This is a genomic window from Streptomyces sp. NPDC002795, from assembly GCF_042888725.1.
GTDB lineage: Bacteria > Actinomycetota > Actinomycetes > Streptomycetales > Streptomycetaceae > Streptomyces.
On sequence record NZ_JBIAQB010000013.1, the window covers coordinates 88,497 to 104,092 of the forward strand.

Genomic DNA, 15,596 nt, shown 5'->3' on the forward strand with positions numbered 1-15,596 from the left:
GAGGGCCCGGTCGGACCCCACCTCCGGGAGGCGCCGTGTTCAACATGTTCGAGGAACTGTTCTCGCCCGGCCGCAAGCACACCAACGACGAGCGCAAGCGCCTTGAGCTGACCCGGACCGACACGAGCGACGGAGACCCGGGCCGCGGCCCGATAGACCTCACGTCGGGCAAGGTCGTCGTCCGCCCGCCGCGGCCCACGGACGCGGAGCAGCCGGAGCCGGGCGAGGACGTCAGCTGACCTTCAGCTCCAGGATCCGGTCGTCCCCCTTCTCCGGCGTCCCGCGCGTGTCCGTCTCGCTCGTCACGAGCCACAGCTTGTCGCCGCCCGCCGCGACCACGGTGCGCAGCCGCCCGTACTTCCCTTCCAGGAACGCCTGCGGATCATGGGCTGCCTTCGCCCCGTCGAGCGGAATCCGCCAGAGCCGCTCGCCGCGCAGCCCCGCCATCCAGATCGACCCCTTCGCGTACGCGATGCCGCTCGGCGAGGCGTCCGCGGTGCGCCACTGGGCGACCGGGTCGTGGTACTTCTCGTCGCCGCTCTTGCCCTCGGCGTCGGGCCAGCCGTAGTTGTCACCCGCCACGATGTGGTTCAGCTCGTCCCAGGTGTCCTGCCCGAACTCCGAGGCCCAGAGCCGCTTGTCCTCGTCCCAGGCCAGACCCTGCACATTGCGGTGCCCGTACGAGTACACGGGGGAGTCGCCGAAGGGATTGCCCGGCGCCGGCTCGCCCTCCGCGGTCAGCCGGAGGATCTTGCCGCCCGTCGACTTCTTGTCCTGCGCCAGCGGCTCGTCGTACGTCTCGCCGGTCCCCACGTACAGCAGCTTGTCCGGGCCGAACGCGATCCGCCCGCCGTTGTGGTTCGTGCCCTTGGGGATGCCACGGAACACGGTGTCCGGGGCGCCCAGCTGCTCACCGGAGGGCTTCTTCTCGTCGTGGATCATCCGCACGACGCGGTTGTCCGACTCCGTCGTGAAGTACGCGTAGACCATGTGGTCGGAGGCGTACGAGGGGGAGATCGCGAGGCCGAGGAGCCCGCCCTCGCCCTCGGGCGCGACCCCGGGCACCTCGCCGAGCACGGTCTTCTTCCCCGTCTTCGTGTCCACGCGCGTGATCGTCCCCTCGTCGCGGGACGAGACGAGCAGGTCGCCACCGGGCAGCTCGGCGAGCCCCCACGGCGATTTGAGGCCGTCCGTGACGGTCCGCTCGACGCTCACCGAGCCCTTCGCCGCAGGTACGTCCCCCTTGGGGGACGAGGAGCCCTCCGAACCACTCGCACTCGGCGCGGACGTCGAGTCCTTGCTCGGAGTGGGGGAATCGTCACCGGAGGAGCACCCGGCCGCGAACAGGAGCGCTGCACAGGCGGTGAGGGCCAACGCGGGCCTCACTGCTGGACGTTGCACGATCAGGATCCCTTCGACGCGAAGCTCTGTCGTTCACACACCGCTCTACCGTTCAAACACCTCGCGCGCCGCTCAGGTTCCCGAACCCGGCTCCCAGCGCCCGGTCGCTCAGTCCCAGGACCCCTGCGCCGCCGGAAGCCCGGCGATCTCCGTGAAGTCCTCGGCGGTGAGCCGCAGTTCCGCGGACGCCGCGTTCTCCAGCGCCCAGTGCTCCTGCTTGGTGCCCGGTACCGGCACCACGCCCTCACCTTGCGCCGCCACCCAGGCGAGCGCCACCTGGGCCGGTGTCACGTGCTCGCCGTGGCGCCCGGCGATGCGGCGCAGGCCCGCCACGATCGGCTGGTTCGCCGCCATCATCTCGGCGGTGAATCGGGGGTGGCGGGCGCGCGGATCGTCCCGCTCGAAGCCCCCTCCGGGAGTGAGCGTGCCGGTCAGGAACCCGCTGCCGAGCGGCATCGCGGCGAGGAACCCGACGCCGCGTGCCGCGCACCACGGCAGCAGCGCCCCGAGGGCCTCCGGCGACCACACCGACAGCTCGGCCATGACCGCGCTGACCGGGAACACCTGCTGCACCCGCTCCAACTGGCGGATCGTTCCGGCATGCCGCGCGGCCCGGCCACCGCGCCGCGAGCCCCGCGCGCCCACGGCGCAGAACCCCAGCGAGCGCACCTTGCCCGCGCTCACGAGCTCCGCCATCGCGCCCCACGTCTCCTCGACGGGCACCTCGGGGTCCTCGCGGTGCAGCTGGTACAGGTCGATGACATCGGTCTGCAGGCGGCGCAGCGACGCGTCGCAGGCCCGCTTCACATAGCCGGGCCTGCCGTTGGCGACGATGTGCTGCTCGCCGACGAGCAGCCCCACCTTCGTCGACACGAAGGCGTCGGCCCGCCGCTCCTTGAGCACGCGGCCGAGCAGCAGCTCATTGGTGAAGGGCCCGTACATGTCCGCGGTGTCGACCAGACTGCAACCCCGGTCCAGGGCGGTGTGCAGGGTGCGCAGGGACTCCTCGCCGCGCTGCCGTGAGCGCGTGTACGCCCAGCTCATCGGCATGCAGCCGATTCCGACGGCACCCACGTCGAGGCCCGTCGCGCCGATCGCCTTGCGCGCGCCACCTTGCTTCACGTGCCCGTGACCCTCCCTGGACCTCCGGCCTTCATGCGGCCCTCCGGCCCCTCCTGCCGAGGTCCCCAACCTAACCTCTGTACCTTCACTCGGTTGACATAGCCTCCTGGCCATGACTGGTGATGTGTGGCTGCCTTTTCGCGCCGATGAGATCCCGGGCCTCCCGCAGGGGCTCAACTACCGCTACTGGAACGGCGAACCCGATTTCCCGGCGGACCCCGCCGACTGCGCTTACTACGTCGTCCCCTACATGAAGCCGCCTGGCCTCGGTGTCCGCCCGATGCCCGAGATGACGTCCCTGCGCGCCGTGCAGACGCTCTCCGCGGGCGTCGACCACGTACAGGGCGGGCTGAAGTACCTGCGGCCCGGCGTCCAGTTGTGCAATGCGCGCGGTGTGCACGACGCCAGCACCGCCGAGCTCGCGCTCACCCTGATCCTCGCCTCCCTGCGCGGCATCCCCGACTTCGTCCGCGGGCAGGACCGCGGCGAGTGGCGCGGCGGATTCCGCCCCGCGCTCGCCGACAAGCACGTCCTCATCGTGGGGTACGGCGCCATCGGCGGTGCCATCGAGGACCGGCTCACGCCGTTCGAGGTCGCGCGGGTGACACGCGTCGCGCGCTCCGCCCGTACAACGGAGCGCGGGCCCGTGCGCCCGCTCACCGAACTGCCGGAGCTGCTGCCGGAGGCCGACGTCGTCATCATGGTGACTCCGCTCACCGAGGACACCCGCGGCCTCGTGAACGCCGAGTTCCTCGCGCGCCTCAAGGACGGCGCGCTGCTCGTGAACGTCGGCCGCGGCCCGGTCGTCGACACCAAGGCCCTCCTCGCGGAACTGGAGACGGGCCGCATCACAGCGGCCCTCGACGTCACCGACCCCGAACCGCTGCCCCAGGAGCACCCGTTGTGGCAGGCTCCAGGGGTGCTCATCTCGCCACATGTGGGCGGCCCCACATCCGCCTTCCTGCCGCGTGCCAAGCGTCTCCTCGCCGCTCAGCTCACGCGTTTCGCGGCGGGGGAGCCGCTCGAGAACGTCGTGCTCACCATCGACGGGCACAGCGACTGACAGACGGCCACCTCGCGGCTCTGCACACCCCGTGGACCTCGCGAACCACACCGGCCCCACGGGCAACTCCCGTATGGCCGCCTGCCCTTCGTCGGGCACGCTGTGCGCCCGCTCGGATGCACCCCGTGCCCGCCCCGCGCCCGCATCGTGCCTGGTCGTCACGGAGAGTAGAGGAACTATGTCCCTGAGTGACGAGACTGGTGTATCGTCCCGACTGGGGCAGCGCCGTGTCAGCACACGGCGCCGGGGAAGAGTGACGGACTGCGAGGGGGGCGACGGGCGATGCACGGCCTATGGGCGAACGATCCGACGCGGCGGGGCCGGCGACGGCGGTCCTGTGTGGTGACCCGTGCAGCGATGCGGGGCCGAAGTCCGGGCTGTCGCAGGACACATGCGCATCGGACCGGCTCGCGCGGCGGCCGCAGGAGGCATCAGCAGGCGGGGCAGGAGAGGGCGGACACGGGGGCCGCCCGACAGACCGAGGCGGCCAGGTGAGTACGCACCCCACGCCGACGACAGCACTGGGCGCCTCGATGTACACCGGCGGCCAGACTCCCGCCCGCGCGCCACAGCGGGGCAGTTCGGGAGCCCAGTTGCTCCTCGCCCTGCTGTGCACCGGCTTCATGGTGGGGTCCGCGCTCGGCTGGGGATCCGACCGACTCGCCCTGATCATGGGCGACTTCGGCCTGAGCGTCGCGGCGGCGATCGCCGCCGTGTCGAATTTCGTGTACGCGCGCAGCAGCCGCAGCCGCTTTCGACCCGCCTGGCTCCTGTTCGCGTTCTCCTCGCTCATGGCCAGCCTCGGCAACGGGGTGTGGGGCTGGTACGAGGTCGTCCTGCGCCAGCCGGTGCCCTCGCCGAGCCTCGCCGACCTGTTCTTCCTCTGCTTCGCGCCCCCCGCCATCATCGGCCTGCTCGTCCTCGCCCGGCGGCCCGTCACCAAGGCCGGCTGGATATGCCTCGCGCTCGACGCCTGGCTGATCGCCGGCTCCCTGGCCACGCTCTCCTGGAGCCTCGCCCTCGCGCACACCGCCGAGTTCGAGGGCCAGAGCGTGACCCGCACCGCGCTCTCCCTCGCGTACCCACTGCTCGACATCGCCCTGGTCAGCATGGTGCTCGCGCTGCACTTCCGGCGCACTCCCGGGAACCGCAAGGCGGTGAACACCGCGATCGGCGCGCTCGCCCTCACCGTGATGTGCGACGCCCTGTTCACCTCGCCACTGCTGCACGCCAGTTACCGCTCGGGCGAGATCCTGGACGCCGGCTGGTTCGCCGGGTCGCTGTTGCTCGCGTACGCGCCGTGGGTGGGCGCGCGGCGCGGTGTGCGCGAGGAGGACGGCTCGCCCGGGTCCGGCGGCCGCTACCAGGTCAGCCACACCCGGCCGATCTCCGGCTCGCTCGCCGCGCTCACCCCGTATCTGGCCGCCGCCGTCTGCACGTTGGGCATTCTCTACAACGTGCTGAACGGGCATCGGGTGGACCGCGTCGTGCTCTTCACGGCCTGCACCGTCGTCCTCGCGCTCGTCATGCGCCAGGGCATCATGCTGCTCGACAACATCACGCTCACCCAGGAACTGGCGCAGAAGGAGAACCACTTCCGCTCGCTGGTCCAGGGCTCGAGCGACGTCATCATGATCGCGGCGCCGAACGGGACGCTGAGATACGTCAGCCCGGCCGCCGCGGGTGTCTACGGGCGGGACGCCGAGGATCTCGTCGGCTCCGAGCTCGCGTCGATCATCCACCCCGAGGACCTCGGGCGTGTGATGCACGAGGTGCGCAGATTCCTCGCCGCGAGCCAGGTCGAGGAGCCCACTACGCGCATCGAATGCCGCTTCCGGTCCGGCACGGGCACCTGGCTGAACGTGGAGTCGACGGTCAACCGCCACCACGGCGGCCTGATCCTCAACAGCAGGGACGTGACCGAAAGGGTGCGCCTCCAGGCCCAGTTGCAGCACAACGCCGAGCACGACCCGCTGACCGACCTGCCCAACAGGTCGCTGTTCACCAAGCGGGTCGGACAGGCCCTCGCCGGGCGGCGGGCCGGCGACCTGGGCACCGCCGTGCTCTTCATCGACCTCGACGGCTTCAAGCAGGTCAACGACACGATCGGCCACCAGGCGGGCGACGAGCTGCTCGTCCAGGCGGCGAGAAGGCTCGCCGAATCCGTGCGCGCCTCGGACACCGCGGCCCGGCTGGGCGGTGACGAGTTCGCGGCGCTGATCGTCGGCGACGGGGGGCGCGACCACACCGCGAGAGAGCAGCAGATCTACGAGCTGGCCGACCGGCTCAGAATCACCCTGTCCCAGCCCTACACGATCGAGGGGCACGACGGGGTGCGGGTCGCCGCCTCCATCGGTGTCGCCTTCGCCGAGCCGGACATCGGGGCGGGCGAGCTGCTGCGCAACGCCGACCTCGCGATGTACCGGGCGAAGGCGGCGGGCAAGGGCCGCGTCGAGCTGTACGCGCCGCAGATGCAGGCCGATGTCGTACGCAAGGCGGAGCTGGCGACGCGGCTGCGATCGGCGCTGCACGAGGGCGAGTTCGCGCTGCTCCATCAGCCGATCGTCTCGCTCGACGACGGGCGGATCACCGCGGTCGCCGCACAGGCCAGGTGGCGCAGCGCCCAGGGCATCCTGTTCACACCCGCCGAGTTCCTGCGGGTGGCCGACGACAGCGAGCGCACCGCGGAGCTGGGCCGCTGGATGCTGGAGGAGGCCGTCGAGCAGGCCGCCGAGCGCGGGCACAGCGGGCATGCGACGCCGGTCGCCGTGCGGATCAGCGCCCGCAGACTCCTCGACCGTGCCATGCCGCTCGGCTCGATAGAAGCGCTCCTCACGCGGCACGGGGTGCCCTCGGGCGCGCTCGTGATCGAGCTGGCGGACAGCGACCCCAGAGTCCCGCTGGACGAGCTGGAGCGGCGGCTGACGGCGCTGCGCCGCCTCGGCGTCCGGATCGCGCTGGACGGCTTCGGCAGCGGTTACGCGGCCATCACGGCACTGCGCCGCCTCCCCGTCGACGTACTGAAGCTGGACCGCTCGCTGATCGAGGGCGTCGTCGAGTCCGCGCGGCTGCACAAGATCACCAGTGGGCTGCTGCGGATCGCGGGCGACCTCGGACTCAACTCCGTGGCGGACGGAGTGGACCTGCCCGAGCAGGTCGCGGCGCTGCGCTCGATGGGGTGCACACACGGGCAGGGCATGGCGTTCTCCGGGCCGCTCGACGAGTACAGGCTGCGCCGCGCGCTCACCTCGGGGGAGTACCCGGTCCCCAGGGGCGCCGCCGAACCGGTGTTCGCGGGCTTCACCACCCTGCGCTCACATAATGAGACTCCCGTCCCACCTACTTGACACGCCCTACGCGCCGGGGGGAGGGTCAGTGCCATGCGCACCCGAATTCTCGTACTTGGAAAGCGCGTCGGCTGAAGCTGGGACCACCGGTCCGGAGACCGGAAACCCAGCGACCGCACCCGGCGCGCTCCCCTCGCTTGCCTCACGGCACGAGGGGTTTTTTGTTGCACTGGTGCCGGTTCAGATCCGCCGCCAACCGCCCGACACACACGTAAGACCCTGCAGAACCCTCGCAAAAACCCTCAGCATCGAGAAGAGAATGCCGATGACCGAGCAGGCCACCGGGGCCAGCCAGCCGCAGCCGCGGCCCCGTTCCGGAGGACAGCAGTCCGCCCCCGTCGAGCGCGTCACGGGTGCGAAGTCCCTCATTCGCTCGCTTGAGGAGGTCGGGGTCGACACCGTATTCGGTATCCCCGGCGGCACGATCCTTCCCGCGTACGACCCGATGATGGACTCGAGCCGGGTGCGCCACGTGCTCGTCCGTCACGAGCAGGGCGCGGGCCACGCGGCCACCGGTTACGCGCAGGCCACCGGCAAGGTCGGTGTCTGCATGGCCACTTCGGGCCCGGGTGCCACCAACCTGGTGACGCCGATCGCCGACGCGATGATGGACTCGGTGCCGCTCGTCGCGATCACCGGCCAGGTCGTCTCCAAGGCGATCGGCACGGACGCCTTCCAGGAGGCGGACATCGTCGGCATCACCATGCCGATCACCAAGCACAGCTTCCTGGTCACCAAGGCCGAGGACATCCCGAAGGCGATCGCCGAGGCGTTCCACATCGCGGCCACCGGCCGCCCCGGCCCCGTCCTCGTGGACATCCCGAAGGACATCCTCCAGGCGCAGACGACGTTCACCTGGCCGCCGCAGCAGGACCTGCCCGGCTACCGCCCGGTGATGAAGCCGCACGCCAAGCAGATCCGCGAGGCCGCGAAGCTGATCACGAATGCGAAGCGGCCCGTCCTCTACGTCGGTGGCGGCGTCATCAAGGCAGGGGCCACCGCCGAGCTCAAGATGCTCGCCGAGCTCACCGGAGCGCCCGTCACCACCACCCTGATGGCGCTCGGCGCATTCCCCGACAGCCACCCGCTGCACGTGGGAATGCCGGGCATGCACGGTGCGGTCACCGCCGTCACCGCGCTGCAGAAGTCCGACCTGATCGTCGCCCTCGGAACCCGCTTCGACGACCGCGTCACCGGCAACCTGGACAGCTTCGCCCCCTTCGCGAAGATCGTGCACGCGGACATCGACCCGGCGGAGATCGGCAAGAACCGCGCCGCCGACGTGCCGATCGTCGGGGACGCCCGCGAGGTCATCGCCGACCTGATCCAGGCGGTCCAGAAGGAGCACAGCGACGGTCACGCCGGCGACTACAGCGCCTGGTGGAACGACCTCAACCGCTGGCGCGACACGTACCCGCTCGGCTACGACCAGCCCGCGGACGGCTCGCTCTCCCCGCAGCAGGTCATCGAGCGCATCGGCCAACTCGCCCCCGAGGACACGATCTTCGCGGCGGGCGTCGGCCAGCACCAGATGTGGGCCGCGCACTACATCCAGTACGAGAAGCCGGCCACCTGGCTGAACTCGGGCGGCGCCGGGACCATGGGCTACTCGGTGCCCGCCGCGATGGGCGCCAAGGCCGGCGCGCCGGACCGGCCGGTCTGGGCGATCGACGGCGACGGCTGCTTCCAGATGACCAATCAGGAGCTGACCACCTGCGCCCTGAACAACATCCCGATCAAGGTCGCCATCATCAACAACGGCGCCCTCGGGATGGTCCGCCAGTGGCAGACGCTGTTCTACAACCAGCGCTACTCGAACACCGTGCTGCACGCGGGCCCGGACGGCGAGACCCCGCCCAACAAGGGCACCCGCGTCCCGGACTTCGTGAAGCTGAGCGAGGCCATGGGCTGCTACGCCATCCGCTGTGAGCGCCCCGAGGACCTCGACAAGTGCATCGAGGAGGCGAACTCGATCAACGACCGCCCGGTCGTGGTCGACTTCATCGTCCACGAGGACGCCATGGTGTGGCCGATGGTCGCCGCCGGCACCTCCAACGACGAGATCATGGCCGCTCGGGACGTCCGTCCCGACTTCGGCGACAGCGAAGACGACTGAGACGCCGAGACGTAGAGAGAGACCAAGAGATATGTCCAAGCACACGCTCTCCGTCCTGGTCGAGAACAAGCCCGGTGTCCTGGCCCGGATCACCGCCCTCTTCTCGCGCCGCGGCTTCAACATCGACTCGCTCGCCGTCGGCGTCACCGAGCACCCCGACATCTCGCGCATCACCATTGTCGTGAATGTCGAATCGCTCCCGCTCGAACAGGTCACGAAGCAGCTCAACAAGCTGGTCAACGTCCTGAAGATCGTGGAGCTGGAGCCGGAGGCGGCCGTGGCCCGCGAGCTCGTCCTCGCCAAGGTCCGCGCCGACAACGAGACGCGCTCGCAGATCGTCGAGATCGTCCAGCTGTTCCGCGCCAAGACCGTGGACGTCTCCCCGGAGGCCGTCACCATCGAGGCCACCGGCTCAAGCGACAAGCTCGAGGCGATGCTCAAGATGCTGGAACCCTTCGGCATCAAGGAGCTCGTCCAGTCCGGCACCATCGCGGTCGGCCGCGGCTCGCGCTCCATCACCGACCGGAGCCTGCGGGCGCTCGACCGCACTGCCTGACACCTCGCGCGAGACCCGGTGCTCGCATAGCGAGACCCCAACACTTTTCTTCCGCACCCCGCCGTACGGTGGGACGCACCACCAGCACACCAAGGAGAACCCCAGTGGCCGAGCTGTTCTACGACGACGATGCCGACCTGTCCATCATCCAGAACCGCAAGGTCGCGGTGATCGGTTACGGCTCCCAGGGCCACGCCCACGCGCTCTCGCTGCGCGACTCGGGTGTCGACGTGCGTGTCGGTCTGCACGAGGGCTCCAAGTCCAAGGCGAAGGCCGAGGAGCAGGGCCTGCGCGTGGTCACGCCGTCCGAGGCCGCGGCCGAGGCCGACGTCATCATGATCCTCGTCCCGGACCCGATCCAGGGCCAGGTCTACGAGGAGACCATCGCCCCGAACCTGAAGGACGGCGACGCGCTGTTCTTCGGCCACGGCCTGAACATCCGCTACGGCTTCATCAAGCCCCCGGCCGGCGTGGACGTCTGCATGGTCGCCCCGAAGGGCCCGGGCCACCTCGTGCGCCGTCAGTACGAGGAGGGCCGCGGCGTTCCGTGCATCGCGGCCGTCGAGCAGGACGCCACCGGCAAGGGTTTCGAGCTGGCCCTCTCCTACGCGAAGGGCATCGGCGGCACGCGCGCCGGCGTCATCAAGACGACCTTCACCGAGGAGACCGAGACCGACCTGTTCGGTGAGCAGGCCGTCCTCTGCGGTGGCACGGCCGCGCTGGTCAAGGCCGGCTTCGAGACGCTGACCGAGGCCGGTTACCAGCCGGAGATCGCGTACTTCGAGTGCCTGCACGAGCTGAAGCTCATCGTCGACCTCATGTACGAGGGTGGCCTGGAGAAGATGCGCTGGTCGGTCTCCGAGACCGCCGAGTGGGGCGACTACGTCACCGGCCCGCGGATCATCACGGACGCCACCAAGGCCGAGATGAAGAAGGTCCTCGCCGAGATCCAGGACGGCACGTTCGCCAAGAACTGGATGGACGAGTACCACGGCGGTCTGAAGAAGTACAACGAGTACAAGACCCAGGACGAGAACAGCCTCCTGGCGACCACCGGCAAGGAGCTCCGCAAGCTCATGAGCTGGGTGAACGACGAAGAGGCCTAGGCCTCACGACGACGGGCCGCGGCCGATGCCGCGGCCCGTTGTCCATTCCGTCCAGCCTCGGACGGGTGATCCTTCCGAGGAGGCGTAAGACGTCCTCCTCAGCGCCACTACACTGCTGACTACATTCGCGTTGGGCCCACAGCGTCGTGCGTCTTAATCGCGGCAACCCTCCACCGCCTGCGGCCGTCGGGACGGCCGTCCGCACTGGACCTGTGAGGACTCACGTGAGCACTGCTGCCAACGGCAAACCCGTCGTACTCATCGCCGAAGAGCTGTCGCCCGCGACGGTCGACGCCCTGGGCCCGGACTTCGAGATCCGCCAGTGCAACGGCGCGGACCGGGCGGCGCTGCTGCCCGCCATCGCCGACGTCGACGCGATCCTGGTCCGCTCGGCCACCAAGGTCGACGCCGAGGCGATCGCCGCCGCGAAGAAGCTGAAGGTCGTCGCACGAGCCGGCGTCGGCCTCGACAACGTCGACGTGTCCGCCGCCACCAAGGCAGGCGTGATGGTCGTCAACGCGCCGACCTCGAACATCGTGACCGCCGCCGAGCTCGCCTGCGGTCTGCTCATCGCCACCGCGCGCAACATCCCGCAGGGCTCGCAGGCCCTCAAGGGCGGCGAGTGGAAGCGCAGCAAGTACACGGGCGTCGAGCTCGCGGAGAAGACCCTCGGCGTCGTCGGCCTCGGCCGCATCGGCGCGCTGGTCGCCCAGCGCATGTCCGCCTTCGGCATGAAGGTCGTCGCGTACGACCCGTACGTGCAGCCCGCGCGCGCCGCGCAGATGGGCGTGAAGGTCCTCTCCCTCGACGAGCTGCTCGAGGTCTCGGACTTCATCACCGTGCACCTGCCGAAGACCCCCGAGACCGTCGGTCTCATCGGCGACGAGGCGCTGCACAAGGTCAAGCCGAGCGTGCGCATCGTCAACGCCGCGCGTGGCGGGATCGTCGACGAGGAGGCGCTGTACTCGGCGATCAAGGAGGGCCGCGTCGCGGGCGCCGGGCTCGACGTGTACGCGAAGGAGCCCTGCACGGACTCCCCGCTGTTCCAGTTCGACCAGGTCGTCTGCACCCCGCACCTCGGCGCCTCCACGGACGAGGCGCAGGAGAAGGCGGGCGTCGCCGTCGCCAGGTCGGTGCGCCTCGCGCTCTCCGGTGAGCTCGTGCCGGACGCGGTGAACGTCCAGGGCGGCGTCATCGCCGAGGACGTCAAGCCGGGCCTGCCGCTCGCCGAGCGCCTCGGCCGGATCTTCACCGCGCTCGCGGGCGAGGTCGCGGCCCGCCTCGACGTCGAGGTGTACGGCGAGATCACCCAGCACGACGTGAAGGTGCTCGAACTCTCCGCGCTCAAGGGCGTGTTCGAGGACGTCGTCGACGAGACGGTGTCGTACGTGAACGCGCCGCTGTTCGCGCAGGAGCGCGGCGTCGAGGTCCGGCTGACGACCTCGTCCGAGTCGCCCGACCACCGCAACGTCGTCACGGTGCGCGGCACCCTCGGCAGCGGCCAGGAGGTCTCGGTCTCCGGCACGCTCGCGGGCCCGAAGCACCTGCAGAAGATCGTCGCGGTCGGCGAGTACGACGTGGACCTGGCGCTCGCCGAGCACATGGTCGTCCTGCGCTACGAGGACCGTCCGGGCGTCGTCGGCACCGTGGGCCGTGTCCTTGGTGAGGCGGGCGTCAACATCGGCGGCATGCAGGTCTCGCGCGCCGACGTCGGCGGCGAGGCCCTCGCGGTCCTGACCGTGGACGACACGGTGCCGCAGTCGGTCCTCAACGAGCTGGCCACCGAGATCGGCGCGACCTTGTCGCGGTCCGTCAACCTGGTCTGAGGTTTCTGGTCTGAACGTGTGAGGGCCGGGTCACCTGCGGGTGACCCGGCCCTCACACGTTCTGCGTTCAGCCGGAGGCGCTGGTCTCCGGTTCGATCAGGCCCTCGCGGTAGGCGATGCCCACGGCCTCGGTGCGGCTCGCGGCGCCCAGCTTGGCGAGGATGTTCGAGACGTGGACGCTCGCGGTCTTGCCGCTGATGAACAGCTCCTCGCCGATCTGACGGTTGGTACGTCCCCGGCCGAGCAGCCGCAGCACGTCGCTCTCCCGCGAGGTCAGGGCGGCGATCCGGTCCCCCGCGGCCGCCGCGTCGGAGAGGCGGCCCCGCCGGATCAGGGCGTCCAGGGCCTCGCGCAGCGGCTCGGCGCCGAGCCGGACGGCCGTGTCGCGGGCCGCGCAGGCCTGCTCGGCGGCCTCCTCGCGGCGGTCGTCGGTGAGCAGGGCCTCGGCCAACCGCCGTCGGCAGCGGGCCAGTTCGTACGGCTCGCCGTAGTCGAACGCCGTCACGGCCATCTCCCAGGCCGCGACGTCGGGGCCGGTCGCGGCGCGCACCCGCTCGGCCTCGGCGCGGGCCAGCCAGGCCAGGCCCTCGGGGCCCTGCTCCGTGCCGTCCTCACCGTGGGCCGCCGCTTCGCGGGCCAGCTCCAGCAGCTCGGTGGCGGTCCCCGCCCAGCGGTCCGCGCCCGCGGTGTCGCCGGACCGGCGGGCCTCCTCCGCCGCGTCCGCGACGGCCGCGAGGGCCAGCGCGGCGAGCCGCACCACGGCGTCGGGACGTACGCCGCCCAGGACGTCGGTGAGCGATTCGACCGACGCGCGCATCTGCTGTACGCAGTCCTCGGCGGCGCCGCGCAGCGCCGTCGCGTCGGTCAGCACGATCGAGGCGACGAGTGCCGCCATCCAGTCGAAGTGATGGGCGAGCAGCCCCCGGGCCCCGGTGACGGCCGCGTCGTACTCGCCGCGGGCCAGGGCCACGTACAGTGCGGGCGCGATCGCGAACCCGCCCGCGGGCGGCAGCAGTTCGGTGTCGGCGGCCGCCGCACGCGCGCACTCGTCCCAGCGGCCCAGTGTGTAGAGCAGCAGGGACTGGAGGTAGCGCAGTTCCAGGGCGTACGGCGAGGTGAGGAGGCCGGCGCGGCGGGCGAGGTCGAGGCCGTCGGCGAGCCAGGGCAGGCAGGCGTCCAGGTCACCGGACTCGTAACAGCCGACGGCGAGGTTGTACAGCGCCCGCATCTCCACCGGGAGGTTCCCGCCGGCGCCGGCCAGCTCGCGGGCCCGCAGCAGCCGGTCCCGGCCCTGCGGTGTACGCCGGTTGTGTGTCGACAGGCCGACCAGTGAGATAGTCAAGTCGGCCTGGGCGTCGGTCAGTTCGAGCCGCTCGGCGACATCGAGTGCCTGTCGGGCGACGCGCTCGGCGTCCTGGTTCCGGCCCACGTGCCGCGCGGCCAGGACGTGGGTCGCGGCGGCCCAGACCCAGGTGCCCGAGGGGGGCTCGGCCGGGATCAGTGCCAGCGCCTCGCTGCTGTACGTGAACGCGGCCTCCAGGTGGTCGATCCGGATCAGGTTGTCCGCGAGGGTGTAGCGCACGCGCGCCGCGAGTTCGGAGTCGGCGTCGGAGCCCGCCCGGGCGAGCGCGGATCGAGTGAGCTGGACCGCGCGATGGGGGTCGCCCGCGCGGGCGGCGGCGGCCGAGGCGCGCAGCGTGAGGGTGGCCGGGTCGCCGGCCTCGGGGCGTGCGGAGGCGTCCACCACGGCCCAGAGTTCGAGCGCGGTCTCCAGGTGCCGCAGCTCCTCGGCGGGCGCCCCGACGCGCTGGGCGTGGTCGGCGGCTTCGAGGGAGGCCGCGAGGGCGTCGGGCAGGTCGTGGCTCTCGCGGGAGTGATGGGCACGCTCCGCCGCGCTCTGCGGCGAACGGCTCTCGCCCGCGAGGAGGGCGGCGAACCGCCCGTGCAGCCTGACCCGTTCACCGGGCAGCAGATCCGCGTACACGGCCTCACGGGTGAGGGCGTGCCGGAACGAGTACGTCGTGTCGTCGTCCGGTACGAGGAGTCGGCGTTCGACGGCCTCGCGCAGCGCCGACTCCAGTACCTCCTCGGGCAGTTGTACGGCGGCCCGCAGCAGCTCGTGCCCGACGCGGCGGCCCGCGACGGCCGCCGTGCGCAGGACCTGCTGGGCGGTCTCGGTGAGTTGCTCGACGCGGATGAGCAACACGTCGGCCAGGCCGCCCAGGCTGCTGGACGTGGCGGGGGAGTCGGCCGCCTCGCCGTCGCCGGGCAGCGCGGCGAGCAACTCCTCGGCGTAGAAGGCGTTTCCCTCGGCGCGGTCGACGATGCCGCGGACCGTGCTGTCGGGTACGGGGCCTGTGCGGCGCGCGCGGACGAGCCGGGTCATGTCCGCGTCGGCCATCGGGCGCAGGTCGAGGCGGTCGACGGCGGGCAGCCTGATCAGCTCGGCGAGCAGCGGCCGCAGGGGGTGGCGGCGGTGCAGGTCGTCCGCGCGGTACGAGGCGAAGACGGCGATGCGGCGGGGCGGGCCGCCCGGCGCGGGCCGCTGGAGGGCGCCGCGGCTGAGCAGGAAGCGGAGCAGGTCGCGGGAGGACTGGTCGGCCCAGTGGAGGTCTTCGACGACCAGGAGCAGCGGGGCCAGATCGGCCAGGTCGGCGAGGAGCCCGGCGACGCCCTCGAAGAGCTGGAGGCGGCTGCCGGCCTCCGCGGCGGTGCCTGCCCCCGAGGCCGCGCCGATGAGCCGGTCCACCGCGGGATACGCGGCGAAGGCCGGGGCGAGCCTGTCGTCGGCGGCCGCCGCGCCGAGGATCTCCGTGAACGGGAGGTACGGCAGGCCCACGTCCCCGAGGTCCACGCAGTGGCCGGTCAGGACGGTCAGGCCGGTGGCGGCGGCGTGCGCCGCGGCCTCCGTCAGCGCCCGGGTCTTGCCGACGCCGGCGTCCCCCGCCACCAGGACGGCGCGCGGGTCGCCGGCCGCGGCCCGCTCCAGGACGCCGGTGAGCCGGGCGAGTTCGTCCGCCCGGCCGATGAACGGCGTATCGAATGTCTGAGCCACGGGC

10 protein-coding genes are annotated in these 15,596 nt (G+C 71.3%); 7 read left to right on the forward strand and 3 right to left on the reverse strand.

Features of this window, described 5'->3' with window-relative positions; all coding sequences use genetic code 11:
- Positions 1–35: 35 nt before the first annotated feature.
- A complete protein-coding gene (locus ACFYWS_RS33060; protein WP_389282573.1) occupies positions 36–239 on the forward strand; it encodes a DUF6191 domain-containing protein in 204 nt (67 codons plus the stop codon).
- On the opposite strand, the gene ACFYWS_RS33065 is transcribed toward ACFYWS_RS33060, so the two are convergent.
- Together ACFYWS_RS33065 and ACFYWS_RS33070 are read right to left on the reverse strand one after the other, a co-directional pair.
- On the reverse strand, positions 232–1,386 hold the full coding sequence (locus tag ACFYWS_RS33065) for a PQQ-dependent sugar dehydrogenase (protein WP_389282574.1): 1,155 nt from the start codon (positions 1,384–1,386) through the stop codon (positions 232–234). The two genes, ACFYWS_RS33060 and ACFYWS_RS33065, sit on opposite strands and share 8 nt — an antisense overlap.
- Before the next feature lie 123 nt (positions 1,387–1,509).
- Positions 1,510–2,523 carry an aldo/keto reductase gene (locus tag ACFYWS_RS33070; RefSeq protein WP_389282576.1) on the reverse strand — a complete coding sequence of 338 codons (1,014 nt, stop codon included), beginning with the start codon at positions 2,521–2,523 and terminating at the stop codon, positions 1,510–1,512.
- 112 nt (positions 2,524–2,635) lie between these two features.
- Here ACFYWS_RS33070 and ACFYWS_RS33075 point away from each other — a divergent pair, with 112 nt between their 5' ends.
- From ACFYWS_RS33075 to serA, 6 genes are all read left to right on the forward strand, one after another.
- Positions 2,636–3,586, forward strand: coding sequence for a 2-hydroxyacid dehydrogenase (locus ACFYWS_RS33075; protein ID WP_389282578.1), 951 nt, complete (start codon positions 2,636–2,638; stop codon positions 3,584–3,586).
- Positions 3,587–4,119: 533 nt separating this feature from the next.
- The gene (locus ACFYWS_RS33080; protein WP_389282794.1) at positions 4,120–6,933 is read left to right on the forward strand and encodes a putative bifunctional diguanylate cyclase/phosphodiesterase; all 2,814 of its coding nucleotides are present in this window, start codon (positions 4,120–4,122) and stop codon (positions 6,931–6,933) included.
- 265 nt (positions 6,934–7,198) lie between these two features.
- A complete protein-coding gene (locus tag ACFYWS_RS33085) occupies positions 7,199–9,049 on the forward strand; it encodes an acetolactate synthase large subunit (protein ID WP_389282579.1) in 1,851 nt (616 codons plus the stop codon).
- 31 nt (positions 9,050–9,080) lie between these two features.
- A complete protein-coding gene (ilvN, locus tag ACFYWS_RS33090) occupies positions 9,081–9,605 on the forward strand; it encodes an acetolactate synthase small subunit (RefSeq protein WP_389282581.1) in 525 nt (174 codons plus the stop codon).
- Between the two features lie 104 nt (positions 9,606–9,709).
- Positions 9,710–10,711 carry a ketol-acid reductoisomerase gene (gene ilvC / locus ACFYWS_RS33095; RefSeq protein ID WP_389282582.1) on the forward strand — a complete coding sequence of 334 codons (1,002 nt, stop codon included), beginning with the start codon at positions 9,710–9,712 and terminating at the stop codon, positions 10,709–10,711.
- Positions 10,712–10,935: 224 nt separating this feature from the next.
- The gene (gene serA, locus ACFYWS_RS33100; RefSeq protein ID WP_389282584.1) at positions 10,936–12,537 is read left to right on the forward strand and encodes a phosphoglycerate dehydrogenase; all 1,602 of its coding nucleotides are present in this window, start codon (positions 10,936–10,938) and stop codon (positions 12,535–12,537) included.
- Between the two features lie 67 nt (positions 12,538–12,604).
- Here serA and ACFYWS_RS33105 read toward each other — a convergent pair whose 3' ends face one another.
- On the reverse strand, positions 12,605–15,592 hold the full coding sequence (locus tag ACFYWS_RS33105) for an ATP-binding protein (protein WP_389282585.1): 2,988 nt from the start codon (positions 15,590–15,592) through the stop codon (positions 12,605–12,607).
- Positions 15,593–15,596 lie beyond the last annotated feature (4 nt).

Excerpts from the sequence above, each read along its gene's own strand:
- ACFYWS_RS33075 (WP_389282578.1), top strand. The coding sequence starts at position 2,636 with ATGACTGGTGATGTGTGGCTGCCTTTTCGCGCCGATGAGATCCCGGGC.
- ACFYWS_RS33080 (WP_389282794.1), top strand. The coding sequence starts at position 4,120 with ATGTACACCGGCGGCCAGACTCCCGCCCGCGCGCCACAGCGGGGCAGT.
- ACFYWS_RS33085 (WP_389282579.1), top strand. The coding sequence starts at position 7,199 with ATGACCGAGCAGGCCACCGGGGCCAGCCAGCCGCAGCCGCGGCCCCGT.
- ilvN (WP_389282581.1), top strand. The coding sequence starts at position 9,081 with ATGTCCAAGCACACGCTCTCCGTCCTGGTCGAGAACAAGCCCGGTGTC.